Source organism: Acinetobacter sp. YH16051, assembly GCF_013417135.1.
GTDB classification, from domain to species: Bacteria; Pseudomonadota; Gammaproteobacteria; order Pseudomonadales; family Moraxellaceae; genus Acinetobacter; species Acinetobacter towneri.
On sequence record NZ_VPEN01000005.1, the window covers coordinates 89,253 to 108,628 of the forward strand.

Here is a 19,376-nt window from a genome sequence, read left to right on the forward strand (position 1 = left end):
TCTAATAGAGGTGAAAGAATGATGTCTGCAAAGCTTTGGGCTCCTGCCCTGACTGCTTGCGCATTAGCCACAAGTTTAGCACTTGTGGGTTGTAGCAAAGATCCAAAAGATGCACAGCAAGCAGGTGCAGCTCAGCAAATGCCACCGACTGAGGTTGGCGTACTGGTGGCACAGCCACAAAGCGTGGAACAGTCTGTAGAACTGTCTGGACGTACCACAGCCTTTGAAATTTCAGAAGTTCGCCCACAAACCAGTGGTGTGGTTCTGAAACGTTTATTTACCGAAGGCAGCTACGTGCGTGAGGGTCAGGCGCTTTATGAAATTGACTCACGTACCAACCGTGCCAGTCTAGACAGTAGCCGTGCAGCACTCACCCGCCAGCAAGCGCAATTGAATGTGTTACGCATTAAAGAAGGTCGTTACCGTCAGTTGGTAGGCAGCAATGCAATCTCTAAACAAGAATATGATGACATTGTGGCACAGGTAAAACTTGCCGAAGCCGATGTTGCTGCGACTCAAGCAGAAGTACGCAATGCCGAAATTAACCTAGGCTATTCGACTGTACGTGCCCCAATTTCAGGGCAAACTAACCGCTCTACTGTGACTGCAGGTGCATTGGTTACGGCTAGTCAGGCGGAACCGTTGGTGACGATTCAACGCTTAGACCCAATTTATGTAGACATCAATCAGTCCAGCGCAGAGTTACTACGTTTACGTCAGCAATTGAGTCAAGGTAGTTTAAATAGCAGCAACAACACCAAAGTAAAATTAAAACTTGAAGATGGCAGCAACTACCCTGTTGAAGGTCGTTTGGCTTTTTCTGATGCCAGCGTGAACCCAGAAACAGGCACCGTGACTTTACGCGCCGTGTTCCCAAATTCAAATCATTTATTATTGCCGGGTATGTTTGCCACTGCGCAAATTGTGCAAGGTGTGATTCCTAACGCAATCTTAATTCCACAAGCTGCGATTAGCCGTACCCCAACAGGTCAGGCAATGGCAATGATTGTGAATGCCAAAGGTATTGTTGAACCGCGTCCTGTGACCACAGTTGGTACGCAAGGCAGCAACTGGATTGTGACTGAAGGTTTGCAAACTGGCGATAAAGTGATTGTCGAAGGTATTGCCAAAGTAAAACCTGAACAGCAAGTGGTCGCTAAGCCGTATCAACCGCAAGGCGCTGCTGCACCAGCAAAATCGGGGGATGCCAAACCAGCCTCAGAAGCCCAAGCAACTGAATCAAAAGCTACTTCAAATACATAAGGAGTAGACGTTAATGGCTCACTTTTTTATTCATCGCCCCATTTTTGCATGGGTGATTTCATTGGTAATCATGTTGGCGGGGATTATTACCCTCACCAATATGCCAATTGCCCAATATCCGACCATTGCACCGCCAACGGTCACCATTGCTGCAACCTATCCGGGTGCATCTGCTGAAACTGTGGAAAACACAGTAACGCAAATTATTGAACAACAAATGAACGGCTTGGATGGTCTGCGCTATATTTCATCCAACAGTGCGGGGAACGGTTCTGCATCCATTACGTTAAACTTTGAACAAGGTATCGACCCAGATATTGCACAGGTTCAAGTACAGAACAAATTGCAATCTGCTACGGCGCTCTTGCCTGATGATGTGCAACGTCAAGGCGTGAAAGTGACCAAATCAGGAGCGAGCTTCTTACAGGTTCTCGCTTTTTATTCACCTGATGAAAGCCTGTCTGCCGATGATATTAAAGACTATGTTAACTCTAACATTTCTGAACCGCTGAGCCGTGTTGCAGGTGTGGGTGAAGTACAAGTCTTTGGTGGCTCATACGCGATGCGTATTTGGATGGACCCTGCCAAAATGGCGAGCTTGCAAGTCACACCAAGTGATATTGCTCAAGCGATTCGTACCCAAAACGCACAGGTTGCGGTAGGTCAATTGGGCGGCGCACCTGCAATTCAAGGTCAGACTTTGAATGCTACAGTAACTGCGCAAAGCTTGCTGCAAACACCTGAACAATTCAGCAATATTTTTCTAAAAAATACCGCTTCAGGCGCTCAAGTGCGCTTGGGTGATGTGGCACGAATTGAACTTGGTGCAGACAACTATCAGTTTATTTCTAAATACAACGGCAAGCCTGCGGGCGGTGTCGCAATTAAATTATCTACAGGTGCTAACGCCCTAGATACTGCTGCTGCTGTGGAAGAACGCCTCAAGCAATTACGTCCTAACTACCCTGCGGGTTTAAAGGATGAGTTGGCTTTTGATACCACGCCATTTATTGAACTTTCGATTAAGAGTGTTGTTAAAACCTTAATTGAAGCGATCATTTTGGTCTTTATTGTGATGTTCCTGTTCTTGCAGAACTGGCGCGCCACAATTATTCCAACTATGGCCGTACCTGTGGTGGTACTGGGTACCTTTGCCGTGATCAACATGTTTGGCTTCTCGATTAACACCCTGACCATGTTTGCCATGGTACTGGCGATTGGTCTATTGGTCGATGACGCAATTGTCGTGGTGGAAAACGTAGAACGTGTCATGGTCGAAGAACATCTTGACCCTGTGGCGGCGACTGAAAAGTCGATGAAACAGATTTCAGGCGCACTGATCGGAATTACCTCGGTATTGTCTGCGGTATTCGTACCTATGGCATTCTTTGGTGGGACTACAGGCGTTATTTATCGTCAATTCTCCATTACGCTTGTGACTGCAATGGTGTTGTCACTGGTCGTAGCGTTGACCTTTACCCCTGCCCTATGTGCCACGATTCTTAAACAACACGATCCAAACAAGCCTGAAAGCAACGGTATTTTTGCGCGTTTCTTCCGCTGGTTTAACCGCAGTTTCGATAAGCTCTCGGTTAAATATCAAGGTGGTGTTAACCGCATGACGCATCATAAAATCTTCTCGGGGGTTTTATATGCAGTGGTACTGGGCATTATTGTGTTAGTGTTCCAAAAACTACCATCATCATTCTTGCCTGATGAAGATCAGGGCGTGGTGATGACATTGGTACAACTCCCACCAAATGCAACTTTGGAACGTACTGACGCCACCATGACCAGCATGACCAACTTTTTCAGAGAAAATGAAAAAGAGCATGTGCAGTCGGTATTTAGTGTTTCAGGCTTCTCTTTCTCAGGCGTTGGTCAAAACGCAGGTATGGCGTTCATTAAGTTAAAAGACTGGAGTGAGCGTACAAGCCCTGAATCTCAAGTTGGTGCAATTATCCAGCGTGGTATGGCACTGAACATGATTGTGAAAGATGCCACTTACATCATGCCATTACAGCTTCCTGCGATGCCAGAATTAGGTGTCAGCTCAGGCTTTAACTTGCAACTGAAAGATGCTGCGGGCAATGGTCATGAAAAACTCACCATGGCACGTAATATTGTGTTGGGTGAAGCGTCTAAAGACCCTCGCTTAATGGGCGTACGTCCAAATGGTCAAGAAGATACACCACAGTACCGTATTATTATTGACCAAGCGCAAGCAGGTGCGGCAGGTGTCAGCATTGCTGAAATCAACAGCACCATGGGCATGGCTTGGGGTGGTTCGTACATCAATGACTTTATTGACCGTGGTCGCGTGAAAAAAGTCTATGTGCAAGCCGAATCTGATTCACGCATGATGCCTGAAGACCTGAACAAGTGGTATGTCCGCAACAACCGTGGTGAAATGGTGCCATTCTCAGCCTTTGCAACAGGCGAATGGACTTATGGTTCACCTCGTTTGGAACGCTATAACGGCGTATCTGCCAAGAACATTCAGGGTGCGCCTGCGCCAGGTGTCAGCTCTGGTGAAGCCATGCAAGCGATGGAAGAAATTGTCGCAAAACTACCATCTATGGGCTTAAACGGCTTTGACTATGAATGGACAGGTTTATCACTTGAAGAGCGTGAATCTGGCGATCAGGCACCATTCCTCTATGCACTGTCATTACTGATTGTATTCTTGTGTTTGGCAGCCTTGTATGAAAGCTGGTCTATTCCATTCTCGGTGCTGTTGGTGGTACCGTTGGGTATTGTCGGAGCATTATTGCTTACCTTCGGGGGCATGATCTTGTTCAAAAACCCGAACCTATCCAACAACATTTACTTCCAAGTGGCAATTATTGCTGTGATTGGTTTGTCTGCGAAAAACGCCATTTTGATTGTAGAATTTGCCAAAGAGCTACAAGAAAAAGGTGAAGACCTATTTGAAGCCACTTTGCATGCTGCAAAAATGCGTTTACGTCCAATTATTATGACCACCCTTGCCTTCGGTTTTGGTGTATTGCCACTTGCTCTTTCATCTGGTGCAGGTGCAGGTAGCCAACATTCAGTCGGTTATGGAGTCTTGGGCGGTGTAATTAGCTCAACCTTGTTAGGGATCTTCTTTATTCCAGTGTTCTACGTTTGGATCAGAAGTATCTTTAAATACAAACCAAAACAACAAAATCAACAGGAGCATGTATCGTGATGCAAAACTTATGGTCTCTTACAGGCCGTGGCATTGCGGTTTCTGCCCTTGCGCTTGCTTTGACAGCCTGTCAAAGCATGCGTGGGCCAGAGCCCGTCGCTCAGGCAAGTATTCCAAGCAGCTATACTGCTGCTGCATCGGGTACTTCAGTGGCTGAACAAGGTTATAAAGATTTCTTTGCCGATCAACGCTTATTACAAGTTTTGGATATGGCATTGAACAATAACCGTGATTTACGCACAGCGACGCTGAATATCCAACGTGCCCAACAAGCCTATCAAATTACCGAAAACAACCAGTTACCTACCATTGGTGCTAGCGGTGGCGTACTGCGTCAAGACCAAGGTACTGCTTTAGGCACACACACACGCTATAACGTTGGTTTAGGTGTAACTGCCTACGAACTAGATTTTTGGGGTCGTGTACGCAGCTTAAAAGACAATGCATTAGATAACTTCTTGGCAACTCAAAGCTCGCGTGATGCCACACAAATTGCCTTGATTGGTCAGGTGGCGCAAGCATGGCTCAACTATTCTTTTGCCAATGCCAATTTAAAACTGGCAGACCAAACCTTAAAAACACAGCTTGAGTCTTATAACCTCAACAAAAAGCGTTTTGATGTCGGCATTGATAGTGAATTACCTGTCCGTCAGGCACAAATTTCAGTTGAAACTGCACGTAATGATGTCGCCAACTACAAAACCCAAGTCGCGCAAGCACAAAACTTGCTGAACTTGTTGGTGGGCGAACAAGTTCCAAGTGCGTTATTGCCAACGCAGCGTGTGACGCACATTACCAAAACTACCGCAATTGGCGCTGGCTTACCAAGTGACTTGCTGAATAACCGTCCTGATATTCGTACTGCAGAGTATCGACTATCGGCTGCGGGTGCCAATATTGGTGCAGCAAAAGCACGTTTATTCCCAAGCATTAGCCTCACGGGCAATGCAGGCTATGCATCAACTGACTTGAGTGATTTGTTTAAATCAGGCAGTTTTGTTTGGGCAGTGGGCCCGAGCATCGACTTGCCAATTTTTGATTGGGGCACACGCCAAGCCAACATCAAAATTTCAGAAACGGATCAACAAATTGCTTTGGCTGACTATGAAAAATCAATTCAGTCTGCATTCCGTGAAGTGAATGATGCTTTGGCAGTTCGTCAAAATATTGGTGATCGTTTAGCGGCACAAAAACGCTTGGTTGATGCGACCAATACCACTTATAAATTATCTAATGCACGCTTCCGCGCAGGCATTGACAACTATTTAACCGTGTTGGATGCACAGCGTACGTCTTATGCAGCAGAACAAGGTTTATTGTTGTTGGAACAAGCCAATTTGAACAATCAGGTGGAGTTGTATAAATCTTTGGGTGGCGGTGTGAAAGCCAACACTTCAGATGCCACATCACAACCTGCATCATCGGCAGAACGTAAAGTGCAATAAGTCTTTGCGTCTACCTTAAATTTGCTGCTTAACAGCTCAGATATAAAGACTAAATCAGCTCACTTCGGTGGGCTTTTTTATTGCTTTTTGCAAGCACATTTCATATCTTCAATACGTCTTGTTTTTAAATATTAGAATCTTATGTTGCTTAGTAATCTTGAATCTGTACCAGGTCATCGTATTTCACGGCAAATTGATGTGGTCTATGGCAGCACCGTACGCAGTAAGCATGTGGGGCGTGACTTCTTGGCAGGACTCAAAAATATTGTCGGTGGTGAATTAACGGCTTATACCGAATTACTAGAAGAATCACGCCAAGAAGCGATGGATCGTATGATTGCTAAAGCACGTGGTTTAGGTGCCAATGCTATTGTTGGGATTCGCTTTTCTACTTCAAATATCGCTCAAGGTGCTTCGGAATTGTTTGTTTATGGTACAGCAGTGGTGGTCGAGGCAGATATTCCTAAACTTCCAGACCCATTTCCAGCATCACACTAAAGCAAAGATTATTGAACAGGAATAACATCACATGGATAATTTAATTCTGCAAATTGTTGTCTTTGCGATTTTATTTGCCGTAGGCTTTGGTTTTGGGCGACACAACGAACGCAAACATTTCAAATATTTAGCCGAGCAAGAACTGCGTTTAAGTTATATTCAGCTTGATAATAACCGCTTCCAGACCAGTCCCAATTTTGGGCAATTGATACACAGCAATGTGGTCATTTCTCATGATTATTTTAAGTTTGTGATTGCCAATATTCAGAACTTCTTTGGCGGGCGCTTGACCAGTTATGAAAGTATTGTCGAGCGGGCGCGTCGTGAAGCCATCGTCCGTTTAAAATTAGAAGCTGAAAAAATGGGCGCAAATCATATTATGGGGCTGCGTTTAAGCACCACAGAATTGGGGATGCAAGGCGGCATGGTCGAAGTCTTTGCTTATGGAACGGCGGTTCAAAATAGCGTTAGTCAATTCTCTGCAAAACGCTGAGTACATCTTTCAGCGTTTGTAAAGAATTTAGTATAAATACTGATCTCGATAAGGCTGAGGAATTTGATATTGCCGACCATCAAATTTTAAAGTGAAACGCTGTTGAGTAGACACTCGTTTAGTTTCTTTGCAATTTTCTAAATCGCCCGACATTTCATAATGTTGAATACGATCACGTAATTGCATATCAAAATATTGTCGAGTTGTATTTCGCAAGATCATTAAAATAGCTTTGCTTTCTATTACTTTGGCATTACAACGTGTATCGGTTTCTGCCTGATAGCGCGCTACGATTAAGCCGTTTAAAATTTTCTTGTTATGTTGTAAATCATATAAATCGAGTACTTGCGCCGAAAAAGGATTGGCACTTGAACGTCCTGCATAATTCCTTCTTAAACCAATTGCCCTTAAGCTTTCAGAAACTTGATACGGCGCCAAATCTAAATGGATAGAACGCAGTTCAATTGCATCTGAAGGCAAAAGCTCTTTCACGTGATAGATTGAATGAAGCTTTTGCGTTTTACTATTTACGGTTAAAAAAGTCAGCTGATAATCATCTACAGGTTGATCATCTTTTGTCTGAGTTTCAGCATAAGCAATTAAAGTTTGTTCAGTAACATTGGGGAAATCTGCACAAGCCAAAAAGTCCTCATTCACTGTGGTTGTATTTGTGTGCTGTCGTAAAATCTTTTCAATATATTCAGGTTGTTTACACAACGAATCATCGTTTGTTTGTAATTTGGCAAATGTCGTTTGAGTCATCCCTAAGAAAGCGAAAAGCCACGCGCTGATAAAAAAAAACCTTTCATTATTAAACGCATGGCTCATCCTTCTTTTTGTTTTTATTATTTTATTTTGAAGTCACTTTGATTAAAAATTACTTCACTTTGGTTTTACGAATCATTTTATATAAAGTACTTGGCGATAAACGCGACACCAACACGCCCAGTTTTTCTTTAGCGCCCCCGACCACGATATATTCATCGCCTGCCATGAGTGCTTTAACTGTATTTTTAGCAAAAACATCGGCATCTAAACCATTTTCAATGGCTTCATCTTGATGTCCTTGTGGTTTGCCTTCACCATTCAACGCATTAAAAGACACCTTGGTATTCACAAATCCTGGGAAAACAACTGAAACCTGTACGCCCTGCTCCGCTACTTCGGCACGCAAACTATTCGCCCACATGTGAATGGCACTTTTCGCTGCAGAATATGACGCGCGATATTGCGTACCCAATAATGCTGCAACACTAGATACAAAAATAATGCGACCATGTTTTTGCTGTAAAAAGGTCGGCAAGACAGTTTTGGTCAGAAAGACCTGAGAAAAATAATCCACTTCCATAATGGTGCGTTCAGTCTGCATGGTCGTATCAGCAATTAAAGCGCGCTGACTTAAACCTGCATTATTAATTAGCCAGTCAATGCGTCCTTTACGTGCCAAAACTTGTTCATACGCATGTAACACCTGACTTTCATTGGTAATATCTGCACATACAGAAAGATGACGTTCAGGATTCAGCAAACTCACGCGTACTTTTTCAAGTTCTTCATAACGACGTGCGGTTAAAATCACTTGTGCACCTTGTAAAGCACACTCTTTTGCCAATGCCTTACCAATGCCAGAAGATGCACCTGTAATCCACACCACTTTATGTTCCAAGTTTTCCCGTTTTGCCATAACCGTTTGTCCGCGTTATTTAAAAATTTAAGTCATCAAAATTTAAGTCTTAGGTTTTGCAGGATGCTGCAAAAACCCAAGAAAATGGTTTAAATATATCTCTGCACTTTCCAAATCGAATTGCGCACCCATTTTTTCTAGGCGTTTATACCCCAGTTGCGTAGTCAAATGAATCACGCCGTTTAAAGTTTTATCGACCACCAAATTAAATTTCAGCATTTTTTTCGGATCACGAATTAAATAACCTACGCCCTGATCAATAATTTGAGTAAACCCTTTAAATGCAGGCGCAATACATGCACTGTTGCCCTGCCGAATTTGCTCAATACAACCCAACGTTTCTTTCATAACAATACTATCGACAGGATAAGTCACAAAACCTTGCCCTTCCTGCTGATACATCATGCTTGCCAGATAATTCACCATAGGCGTTAAGCGTTCATTGCCAAAAAACGACACCGACCATGGCATATATTTTTGCATGGTTTGTATGACTTGCTGAATAATTTTTTCAGATTCACCATCCAGTGAATGACTAGAACGTGACAATTCACCAAAAAGTTGCTCAATAATTTCACAAGAAATATCGGTCAGTACCGCCCCCAAAGCTTTAGATAAACTTTCCGATTCACCTGCATTGAGTTGTTGATGAATGTGTTGAAATCTTTGATATGTTTCTGGTTTTAATTTTAAAGATACAGCATAAGTCATAACTGAACTTGCCTATTTTGACCATATTGATGTGTTTTCATCTATTTTAAAATCCATTGCTTAAACCCAGTTTAAAACAGTGTTACAGGCAACGGAGAACTTGAAGTTTTTATCATACTTGTCGCCCATCATACGATGAGTTTGCCCAACTGCCAATTGCGATAAGTTTGGCTGAGTTGAATCTCGCTTAGCGGGCAATTTTTTTGCTACAATAGTTGCAATTTTTTATTCACTTTTAACCTGTTCTTACTATGACTGATTCAGCGCAAAATATTGCTACAACCTACGATCCTACCGAGATCGAGAAAAAATGGTACAAGACTTGGGAAGAAAACGGCTACTTTAAGCCGTCTGAAAAAGGCGAATCATTCTGTATCATGATTCCGCCGCCAAACGTCACAGGTAGCTTGCACATGGGTCATGGTTTTAACAACGCCATTATGGATGCCCTCACGCGCTTTAACCGTATGTCGGGTAAAAATACTTTATGGCAACCGGGTACAGACCACGCGGGTATTGCCACACAAATGGTAGTAGAGCGTCAATTGGGCGCGCAAAATATCAGCCGCCATGACTTAGGTCGTGAAAAATTCATCGAAAAAGTCTGGGAATGGAAAGAACAATCTGGCGGTAACATTACCCGTCAAATCCGCCGTTTAGGTTCTTCGGTAGATTGGTCACGTGAACGCTTCACTATGGACGAAGGCTTATCGAATGCGGTGAAAGAAGTTTTCGTGAAATTACACGAAGAAGGTTTAATTTACCGCGGCAAACGCCTTGTAAACTGGGATCCAAAATTACAAACTGCCCTTTCTGACTTAGAAGTTGAGTCGGATAAAGAAGAACAAGGTTCATTGTGGCACTTCAAATATTTCTTTGAAGATAAATCACTACGCACTCACGATGGTAAAGATCACATTGTAGTGGCAACCACTCGTCCTGAAACATTGCTGGGTGATACTGCGGTTGCGGTTGCCCTTGATGATGAGCGTTACTCGCACCTTGTTGGTCAAAACATCATCCTCCCAATTACAGGTCGTGCCGTTCCAATCGTAAAAGATGAGTATGTCGATAAAGAATTCGGTACAGGTTGTGTAAAAATTACCCCTGCACACGACTTCAATGACTATGAAGTGGGTAAACGCTGCGAATTGCCAATCATCAATATCTTCAACAAAAATGCTGAAGTATTGGCTGAGTTTGAATATATTGCGAAAGCAGGCGAACAAATTTCTAAAACCATTCCTGCACCTGCAGACTACATTGGTTTAGAGCGTTTTGAAGCACGTAAAAAATTAGTTGAACAAGCGGAAAGCGAAGGTTGGTTAGATCAAATCCAACCGTACACCTTGAAACCACCTCGCGGTGACCGTTCGGGCGTAATTGTTGAGCCATTATTGACTGACCAATGGTATGTGAAAATTGCACCGTTAGCGCAACCTGCAATTGAAGCGGTGCAAGATGGTCGCATCAAGTTCGTGCCTGAGCAATACAGCAATATGTATATGGCGTGGATGAACAACATTCAAGACTGGTGTATCTCGCGTCAATTGTGGTGGGGTCACCGTATTCCTGCTTGGTACGATGCTGAAGGCAATGTTTATGTAGGTCGTAACGAAGAAGAAGTTCGTACGAAAAATAATATCCCTGCCGATGTTCAATTAAACCAAGACGAAGACGTACTGGATACATGGTTCTCCTCTGCACTATGGACATTCTCGACCTTAGGTTGGACGGGTGATGCCAAGAAAGATGCAGAAAACTACTTCTTAAATACCTTCCACTCCACTGATGTATTGGTGACAGGTTTTGACATCATCTTCTTCTGGGTGGCGCGTATGATCATGATGACCATGCACTTCATGAAGAATGAAGATGGCACGCCACAAGTACCGTTCAAAACAGTTTACGTTCACGGTTTGGTACGTGACAGCGAAGGTCAAAAAATGTCGAAGTCTAAGGGCAACGTGCTTGACCCATTAGACTTGATTGACGGTGTAGATCTTGAAACTTTAGTACAGAAACGTACGACGGGTTTGATGAACCCGAAACAAGCAGCGAAAATTGAAAAATCGACCCGCAAAGAATTCCCAGAAGGGATTCAGGCTTATGGCACAGACGCGGTTCGTTTTACCTTCTGCGCATTGGCAAATACAGGTCGTGACATCAAGTTTGATATGAAACGTGTGGAAGGTTATCGTAACTTTGCCAACAAAATTTGGAATGCTACCCGTTTTGTATTGATGAATGTTGAAGGTCAAACGGTTGGTCAAGAGGCACGTCAAGACCTTTGGGAATTGCCTGAACAGTGGATTGTGAGCCGTTTACAAAAGGCAGAGCAAGCTGTTCATCAAGCGTTTGCAACTTACCGTTTAGACTTGGCTGCGCAAGCGATTTATGACTTTATTTGGAATGAATACTGCGACTGGTATGTAGAGCTAACCAAACCTGTTCTGAATGATGAGTCTGTTTCTGAAGAACGCAAAGCCGAAGTTCGTCGTGTATTGCTTGCGGTGATGGAAGCTTCTTTACGTCTTGCTCATCCAATCATGCCGTACTTAACTGAAGAAATTTGGCAAACCCTTGCGCCAATGATTGGCTTGGGTGGCGAAACCATTATGTTGGCAAACTACCCTGTTGCAGATGAAGCCAAAATCAACGAACAAGCCGAAGCAGATATGCAATGGCTACAAGGTTTGATTGGTGCGGTGCGTAACATTCGTGGTGAAATGGGTCTAGGTAATGCACGTTTATTGCCTGTACTTTTACAGAACACGACTGAAGCAGAAAAAGCACAAATTTCTCGTATTGAACCGTTGTTTAAAGCATTGGCGAAAGTTGAAAGCATTACCTTCTTGGCAGATGGTGAACAACCACCATTGTCTTCTTCTTCTGTAGTCGGTCACGTGTCTGTATTCGTTCCAATGAAGGGTTTGATTGACCCGAAAGCAGAATTGGGTCGTCTACAAAAAGACTTAGACAAGGTTCAAAAGCAGCATGACCAAATTGCAACTAAACTTGCAAATGAAGGTTTTGTGGCGAAAGCCCCTGCGGCTGTGGTTGAAGGCGAGAAAGTGAAACTTGCTGAGTTTGCTGATCAGTTAGCGAAAATTAAAGCGAATATGGAGCAGATTGCAGCGCTTTAATGTGTTGTTAGCTTGATCTAATTTGTGTATAAAGGGCTGATTATTCAGCCCTTTGTTTTTCAATATGAGCCAAGATGACATCAATAAATATAAAATTCTATTTGAAGTTTCCAAGCATGAATATCAACTAGAGATCGATAGAAGTAAATCACTGGATGATAAAGCAATTAAATATTCAACAATGGTTGGTATTGTGATAGTTGCCTACTCAGCAGCACTAACCAAGTTAGAAACTTTTACTGCTTATGCTTGCACTTCATTAACTAAATGGATTTTATATATTTTATGTGTAATCTTGTTTATAGCAATTCTAAGCTGTTGGTATAAAATTGCAAAAGTACTTAGTCTTTCTGCACTAGAAAAAGTTCCGTTGGATGACACCAATTTAATTAACACTTTTATGGATAATGACGAAAGAACATGCCTGTGGTATATGGGAGAAATTTATCAGGATTTAATTTCTCGAAATGCCCAAATGCTTGAAGACAAAGTTATTGCTTTAGAAAAAGCTTATTCAGAGATTAATTGTGCAGCAGCTATTTTTAGCATATTATGTCTATATCTATTAATTTTATGGTTAACGGGAGAATGCAATGTCCAGACATACACAGAACTCTCAAAACTCTACATCAAGAAATAATCAAAATACTTTAACAACCCTAACAGCTTCTAGCCGTCCTAGACCTACATGGGTTAAAGATTCTGTTAATTTACCGTCAAATTACAGAGTAACTACGGAAAGTGCTGATCCCCGTGTAGATTTTGAATCAAGCAATCGTCGATAATTTTCAAAATACCTCTTTAATAAAAGAGGTATTTTTCAATTCAGAACACACCTGCCACAAATCCTCCAACACCACATCCACCCTTCCCAACACATCAGAATTCCAATACTGCACGACAGTTAAGCCCAAAGTCTCTAAAAACTGAGTGCGCTCGACATCATAAGCCTGACCATTTTCCGTATTGTGCTGACCGCCATTCAACTCAATGACCAAGCCAATCTCATGACAGTAAAAATCTACAATATACGGTTCAATCATCTACGGACGTCTAAATTTGAGCACCATAAAGCGTTTGCACTAAGTAGTTGCCACAGCAAATTTTCAGCATCCGTAGCAGCATGACGCATAGATTTGGCAAATTGTAATAGTTGTGAATTCATCTTCTGATTCATTATTTTTGTATTTATAGTTTTTAGGCAATATAACAAATTTCTATGTTTCTAAACCACTAAAATAATTGCAGTTCTTTACTCAAAACCACTATTTTACCCACTCAATTTAAGCATAGTATCAAGCATCAAAATAACAAAATAGACAATCTATGGATTGGTTCACCATCTTCATTCACGACACCACATGGACATTTGTTGCAGAATTAATGATTCGTGCTGCACTCATGTTTGGCATGATTATTCTATTTTTACGCCTCACAGGAAAACGCGGAGTACGCCAGCTTTCTATTTTTGAATTGGCCATTATTTTATCGCTCGGTTCTATTGCGGGCGACCCTATGTTCACTGAAGATTTACCCTTGGTACATGCCTTGGTGGTGATGACAGTGGTGATTGGGATGTATCGCCTGACCACATGGCTCATGATGAAATACCAACCCTTTGAAGATTTGATTGAAGGTAAATCGCTATATATTGTAGAAGATGGTGAATTGGTCTTAGAAAAAATTAAGTACGGTAAAATGTCGCATGATGAATTCTTTGCCGAAATGCGCCAACAAGGCGTGGAGCATTTAGGGCAAGTACGTGTTGGCTTACTAGAAAGTGATGGAAAATTCAGCATGTTGTTTTTTCATGGCGGTGCCACACGCTATGGTTTACCCTTATTCCCTAAAGCTTACCAACCCGTGAACCGCACAACTCCAAACACGTATTATGCCTGCATGTATTGTGGGCATGTCCGTTTACTTGAACACGCCAATGAAGTCTGTCCGCGTTGTAATCACCAACAATGGACACTGGCAATCAATACTGCATATCGCAGCTAGAATATGTTGATTTTAGCTGCAACACACCTCTATGCGACTTAAATTGTCGCAGGATTGTCATAATTTAACGTTATACTGCCTGCGCTGCCGAAGAGAAGCACTGAAAGCGCAAATAATAATTTTTGAAAATACAAAAACGAGGTCGGTATTGGCTTTAATGTGGATACCTTTTATACTCCAGCGACTCTTTAAAGGTCGCTTTTATTTTTTCCACGCAATGACTTTTTAACGTGGTTTAGGTCTGTCATCCTGTCTTGATGATCTACCTTGTTATTCAAGTGCTGATGATTGAACGCTTTTCGCAAGCTTTGCCCATTTCCAGATCAGTACAAAGCATAGAATCGCAACAATACAAATCAACAGTAAATAATTCGCGTAGCCTAAAGCATCGCCTAAGATTCCACTCAGGGTATAAAGTACCCCGCTCACAGTCGCCATAATCGCAACCTGAAATGTAAAATCAGTCCCTGCATATTGTTTACGACTGTACTGCATAATCAAGGTTAGCATCACTACAAGTAACATGGCAGAGCAAAAATCTTCCGCAGCATTAATGCTATAAATCAGCCAGTGTGCCACATCAACTTGCTGTTCATACAATTCAGCCAAATAAGCATAGGCCACTAAACTCAAAATTTTAAGCACAGAAAAAATGATGAGGGCATGCGCTCTAGACCACCATTTCAGCATCAACCCTGCGATGCCAGCACCCAACAAAGCGGCCATTGCTCCCAACATGGTCACATAAATGCCAATTTGAGAAAAGCTTAAGCCTAAATCTACCATTAAAGGTTTTAATAAAGGGCCAGCCAAACCATCGGCAATTTTAAAGCTGAGTAACACCCATAGCCATGCGTACAGTACAGGCGTTTCCACAAAATAGCGCAGATATTCACGAATCGCAGCAAGACGTGCGTGAAATGACATTTTACTTTGAGCTTGAACAAGCACTTGTTTAGCAGCATGTTGTGGCTCTTTAAACATTAAAATTGGCAAGGTATTTAAAAACACCAATCCCGCTAAAATTAAGAAAGTTTTTTGCCAATCTAGCCAATCCAATGCCCACAGAATTGCACCACCACCCACAATAAAGCCCAGTCGTGAACCAACCACCTGAAAGGTATTACCCCAATGTTGCTGTTTGGCTTGTAAAATATTGACCGCCAAACCATCGGTGGCAATATCTTGGGTTGCACCGACCAAGTTCATACCGAGCAAAGCCACAAAAAACACCCACAAATATATAGGATGATTTAAGGACTCAATCGGTAAAAAGGACAGCCCAATCAGCACCAAAACACTCAGCCACTGGCACGGCAAAATCCAGCTACGATAATGCCCAAAATATGAATGTCCAAAGCGATCCACCAAAGGTGCCCAAAACACTTTGATTGACCATGGCAGCATTAACAAACCGAAACCGCCAATATGTGCCAAAGACACACCTTGCGCACGTAAAATCACAGGCAAGGCATGGGTCATAAAACCAACAGGCAAGCCCTGCGCCCAATACAGAGAAAATAACAACAAATAAGTTTGGCGCAAATTGGGCATAGCATCTCAATTTAGATATGGGCAAAAGATCAAAAAAACGCAGTACTACACTAAAATTTTGAATAATGGATTGTTATTTTTCATCACTTTCACATTCAGATTTCGACTATTTTGCCAATGAATCAGACAAAGCGAAAGTCTAATATCTTGAATAGATTTAGATTCATGCGTCATGATATTGGGTATTTATTGTTGTTAATCACGCACGTCAGGATGACATCGCATTCATGAAAATCACCAATCCTTTTGCACGCAGTGCACGGCAATTTCCACAGTTACCCGACCAAGTGCCACAACGTGGAACAGCCAGCAGTCGTGCTTTATTTAAAAATATTTTTTTGGCGCAAGGCTGGCAAATGGTGGGCGAATTTCCCAACTTGCCCAAAGCAGTTGCTATTATCTCACCGCATACGTCAAATATTGATGCGTGGCATGGTTTTACCGCCCTACTCGGTTTAGGTATTCAAATTACTATTTTTGGTAAGCACACTTTATTTGAAACCCCACTCAAGCCACTTTTAAACTGGATTGGGGTAATTCCTGTGGTGCGCCATTCTCCTCAAGGACATACCCAAGATATTATTGAGATTGTACGAAAAAAAGAAAAAATCTGGATTGGTATGGCGCCCGAAGGCACACGTAAACAAGCCGAAAATATCCGCAGTGGCTTTTACCATATTGCCTACGGCGCCAATATCCCAATTGTGATGTTCTCTTTTGATTATGCACACAAAACCATTCATATTTTGGGCGTGTTTCATCCTACGGGCGATTATGCTCAAGATTTAGATGCAATTTATACGCAATATCACGGCAAGTTTTCGGCTAAAAATCCACATTGGTTGGCAAAACCGTTACAAAAGCTTTTGAAAAAGGGCTAGTCAAAGTTTCTATTTTTTGTTCAGATGGGCGCAATATTCTTTGATCTAAATTTAGATTTGATATGCAACTGATTCGTTATTCTTTAGTGGGCGTACTAGCTCTAACTTTGGCTGGCTGCGACAAAACAACAAAAACACCGCCAAGCACCACACCTATCCAAGCACGTGAACCTGTAATTGCACTGGCGCTGGGTGGCGGTGGTGCTAAAGGTTTTGCACATATTGGCGTCATTAAAGTTTTAGAGTCTCACGGGATTAAACCAAAAATTGTCACAGGCACCAGTGCAGGCAGCTTTGTCGGCAGTTTATACGCCAGTGGTAAAAGTCCTTATCAGCTCCAACATATTGCCCTAACCTTTAAAGAATCCGACATTCGTGATTTAACCTTAAACCGTCAGGGTTTTATTGCAGGTCAAAAGTTACAAGACTTTGTCAATCAACACGTGGCAAATAAACCGATTGAAAAATTTCCAATTCGTTTTGCTGCCGTTGCCACACGTTTAGATAATGGACGTAAAGCCGACTTTATTAAAGGCAATGCTGGTCAAGCCGTACGTGCCTCTTGCAGTATTCCGAATGTTTTTGTACCTGCCACCATTGGCGGAACACAATATGTGGATGGCGGCTTGGTCAGCCCAATTCCCGTACAGACGGCTAAAGCGATGGGTGCCGACTTAGTCATTGCAGTGGATATTTCTGCACGTCCGACAGGCAATCAACCTGTCAGCATGTGGGGCTTACTCGATCAAACCCTCAATATTATGGGGCAGCAAAGCATCAATCAGGAATTGGCGCAGGCCAATATCGTGATTCAACCTAAAGTTGGACATATTGGTACTCTAGATTTAAAAGCCAGTAACCAAACCATTTTAGAAGGTGAAAAAGCCGCACAATTACAGGTCAAAGCAATTCTGCAAGCCATCAATAACTTTAAAAAATCACCTGCCGCGCTGAAACCTGCACCGCGTCCGAAATTTTAGGATTCAGTGATTTTTTTAATATTCATAAACTTATTGATCTGTTAAAGTGATGAGAGCGCATCTTTTTAAGTCGATGCGTTTCTCTAAGCAATTAGAATTAACCAATCGTAAAAATACGCGAGTAGATGTATGGAATTCGTTCTTGAACCTTGGCACTGGTTTGTACTAGGCGTTCTGTTAATGCTTTCAGAACTGGTCTTGCCTGCGTTTGCCGCTTTATGGTTTGGTATTGGGGCAGTCATGGTCGGTATTTTATACTGGATGTTCCCCATGATGGGTACCACCACCCAATTGGTGATGTGGATTATCTTGTCGGTACTGTGTACCTTGGCGTGGTTTAAATTTATCAAACCCTTATCTACCGATAAAACCAAAGCAGGCTTGTCACGCGAAGCCACTATTGGACAAATTGGCATGGTTATTCAAACCAACTTGGAACATGATCAAATTAAAGTCCGTTTCCCGATGCCCGTACTTGGTTCAGACGAATGGAACTGCCGCACCACAAGCCCTGTGCAAGTGGGAGATCGTATTCGCGTGATTGATATTTTGGGTAATGATTTGGTGGTGCAGCCGCATCACAGCGCACATGACAACGAAAAAGTGAGAAATTAAAATGTCTGGTGGATCTATTATTGTTTTAGCGATTTTAGCCTTTGTTGGAATTACCATTTTTAAAGGCGTGCGAATTGTTCCGCAAGGTTATAAGTGGATTGTGCAACGTCTGGGTAAATACCACACCACACTTGCACCGGGACTTAACTTCGTCATTCCTTATGTCGATGAAGTGGCCTATAAAGTCACCACCAAAGATATTGTATTAGATATTCCATCTCAGGAAGTCATTACCCGTGACAACGCAGTTCTGCTCATGAATGCGGTAGCGTACATTAATCTCACGACTCCTGAAAAAGCAGTGTATGGCATTGAAAACTATACTTGGGCGATTCAAAACCTTGTTCAAACCTCATTGCGTTCTATTGTGGGTGAAATGGATTTGGATGATGCCTTGTCTTCGCGCGATCACATCAAAGCCAAACTCAAAGCAGCCATTTCTGATGATATTTCAGACTGGGGAATTACCCTTAAAACTGTAGAAATTCAGGATATTAAACCATCGCATACCATGCAGGCAGCTATGGAAGAACAAGCTGCAGCAGAACGTCAGCGTCGTGCTACCGTAACCAAAGCCGATGGTGAAAAACAAGCGGCTATTTTAGAAGCCGATGGTCGTTTGGAAGCTTCACGTCGTGATGCAGAAGCGCAAGTTGTATTGGCAGAATCTTCTCAACGTGCCATTGAAATGGTCAGCTCTGCGGTAGGTGATAAAGAAATTCCTGTGGCGTACTTATTGGGTGAGCAATATGTAAAAGCCATGCAAGATATGGCGAAATCCAACAATGCCAAAACTGTGGTCTTACCTGCAGATGTCCTGAATACCATTCGTGGTGTTATGGGTCGCAATAATCCATAAGCAAATCAGATAAACATCAAGATGATAGGCAGCTTTCAAGCTGCCTATTT

Annotated in this window: 16 protein-coding genes and 1 pseudogene; 12 read left to right on the forward strand and 5 right to left on the reverse strand. The window is 42.5% G+C overall.

The annotated features are described in order from the left end of the window. Positions 1–18 precede the first annotated feature (18 nt). From FTV41_RS06170 to FTV41_RS06190, 5 genes are all read left to right on the forward strand, one after another. Positions 19–1,263, forward strand: coding sequence for an efflux RND transporter periplasmic adaptor subunit (locus tag FTV41_RS06170; protein WP_179996287.1), 1,245 nt, complete (start codon positions 19–21; stop codon positions 1,261–1,263). 13 nt (positions 1,264–1,276) lie between these two features. Beyond that, positions 1,277–4,456, forward strand: coding sequence for an efflux RND transporter permease subunit (locus FTV41_RS06175; protein WP_179996288.1), 3,180 nt, complete (start codon positions 1,277–1,279; stop codon positions 4,454–4,456). After that, complete coding sequence (gene adeK, locus FTV41_RS06180; protein WP_179996311.1) at positions 4,456–5,901, forward strand: multidrug efflux RND transporter AdeIJK outer membrane channel subunit AdeK; 1,446 nt, start codon at positions 4,456–4,458, stop codon at positions 5,899–5,901. The genes FTV41_RS06175 and adeK overlap by 1 nt, the downstream gene beginning before the upstream one ends. A 141-nt stretch (positions 5,902–6,042) precedes the next feature. Next, entirely contained in the window at positions 6,043–6,399 is a 357-nt protein-coding gene (locus FTV41_RS06185; RefSeq protein ID WP_004972285.1) for a YbjQ family protein, read from the forward strand. A gap of 31 nt (positions 6,400–6,430) precedes the next feature. Continuing rightward, a complete protein-coding gene (locus FTV41_RS06190; RefSeq protein ID WP_131260693.1) occupies positions 6,431–6,892 on the forward strand; it encodes a YbjQ family protein in 462 nt (153 codons plus the stop codon). A 27-nt stretch (positions 6,893–6,919) separates the two neighbouring features. Here the strand turns inward: FTV41_RS06190 and FTV41_RS06195 are convergent, their stop codons facing one another. The 3 genes from FTV41_RS06195 to FTV41_RS06205 form a co-directional block, all read right to left on the reverse strand. Further along, complete coding sequence (locus tag FTV41_RS06195; RefSeq protein ID WP_096902728.1) at positions 6,920–7,654, reverse strand: hypothetical protein; 735 nt, start codon at positions 7,652–7,654, stop codon at positions 6,920–6,922. Between the two features lie 115 nt (positions 7,655–7,769). Continuing rightward, positions 7,770–8,576: an SDR family NAD(P)-dependent oxidoreductase gene (locus FTV41_RS06200; protein WP_096902729.1), complete on the reverse strand. Its 807-nt coding sequence runs from the start codon at positions 8,574–8,576 to the stop codon at positions 7,770–7,772. A 42-nt stretch (positions 8,577–8,618) separates the two neighbouring features. Continuing rightward, entirely contained in the window at positions 8,619–9,287 is a 669-nt protein-coding gene (locus FTV41_RS06205; RefSeq protein WP_004972289.1) for a hypothetical protein, read from the reverse strand. Positions 9,288–9,538: 251 nt separating this feature from the next. On the opposite strand from FTV41_RS06205, the gene FTV41_RS06210 reads away from it, so the two are divergent. Continuing rightward, positions 9,539–12,433: a valine--tRNA ligase gene (locus tag FTV41_RS06210; protein WP_179996289.1), complete on the forward strand. Its 2,895-nt coding sequence runs from the start codon at positions 9,539–9,541 to the stop codon at positions 12,431–12,433. 64 nt (positions 12,434–12,497) lie between these two features. Then, positions 12,498–13,073 (forward strand): hypothetical protein, encoded by a 576-nt coding sequence (locus tag FTV41_RS06215; protein ID WP_136144609.1) that lies wholly within the window; start codon positions 12,498–12,500, stop codon positions 13,071–13,073. Between the two features lie 148 nt (positions 13,074–13,221). Here the strand turns inward: FTV41_RS06215 and FTV41_RS06220 are convergent. Continuing rightward, positions 13,222–13,610: pseudogene (locus FTV41_RS06220) on the reverse strand (endonuclease domain-containing protein). 149 nt (positions 13,611–13,759) lie between these two features. Between FTV41_RS06220 and FTV41_RS06225 the strand changes: the two are divergent. After that, positions 13,760–14,437: a YetF domain-containing protein gene (locus FTV41_RS06225; RefSeq protein WP_131260696.1), complete on the forward strand. Its 678-nt coding sequence runs from the start codon at positions 13,760–13,762 to the stop codon at positions 14,435–14,437. Positions 14,438–14,707: 270 nt separating this feature from the next. Here the strand turns inward: FTV41_RS06225 and FTV41_RS06230 are convergent, their stop codons facing one another. After that, positions 14,708–15,991 carry an MFS transporter gene (locus FTV41_RS06230; RefSeq protein WP_179996290.1) on the reverse strand — a complete coding sequence of 428 codons (1,284 nt, stop codon included), beginning with the start codon at positions 15,989–15,991 and terminating at the stop codon, positions 14,708–14,710. Positions 15,992–16,218: 227 nt separating this feature from the next. Between FTV41_RS06230 and FTV41_RS06235 the strand changes: the two genes are divergently transcribed. The 4 genes from FTV41_RS06235 to FTV41_RS06250 all read left to right on the forward strand — a co-directional run bounded on the left by FTV41_RS06235 (position 16,219) and on the right by FTV41_RS06250 (position 19,326). Beyond that, complete coding sequence (locus FTV41_RS06235; protein WP_004972299.1) at positions 16,219–16,872, forward strand: 1-acyl-sn-glycerol-3-phosphate acyltransferase; 654 nt, start codon at positions 16,219–16,221, stop codon at positions 16,870–16,872. A 62-nt stretch (positions 16,873–16,934) separates the two neighbouring features. Beyond that, the gene (locus FTV41_RS06240; protein WP_096902052.1) at positions 16,935–17,852 is read left to right on the forward strand and encodes a patatin-like phospholipase family protein; all 918 of its coding nucleotides are present in this window, start codon (positions 16,935–16,937) and stop codon (positions 17,850–17,852) included. Between the two features lie 129 nt (positions 17,853–17,981). Then, on the forward strand, positions 17,982–18,467 hold the full coding sequence (locus FTV41_RS06245; protein ID WP_096902094.1) for an NfeD family protein: 486 nt from the start codon (positions 17,982–17,984) through the stop codon (positions 18,465–18,467). 1 nt (position 18,468) lies between these two features. Then, a complete protein-coding gene (locus tag FTV41_RS06250; protein ID WP_004972306.1) occupies positions 18,469–19,326 on the forward strand; it encodes an SPFH domain-containing protein in 858 nt (285 codons plus the stop codon). Positions 19,327–19,376 lie beyond the last annotated feature (50 nt).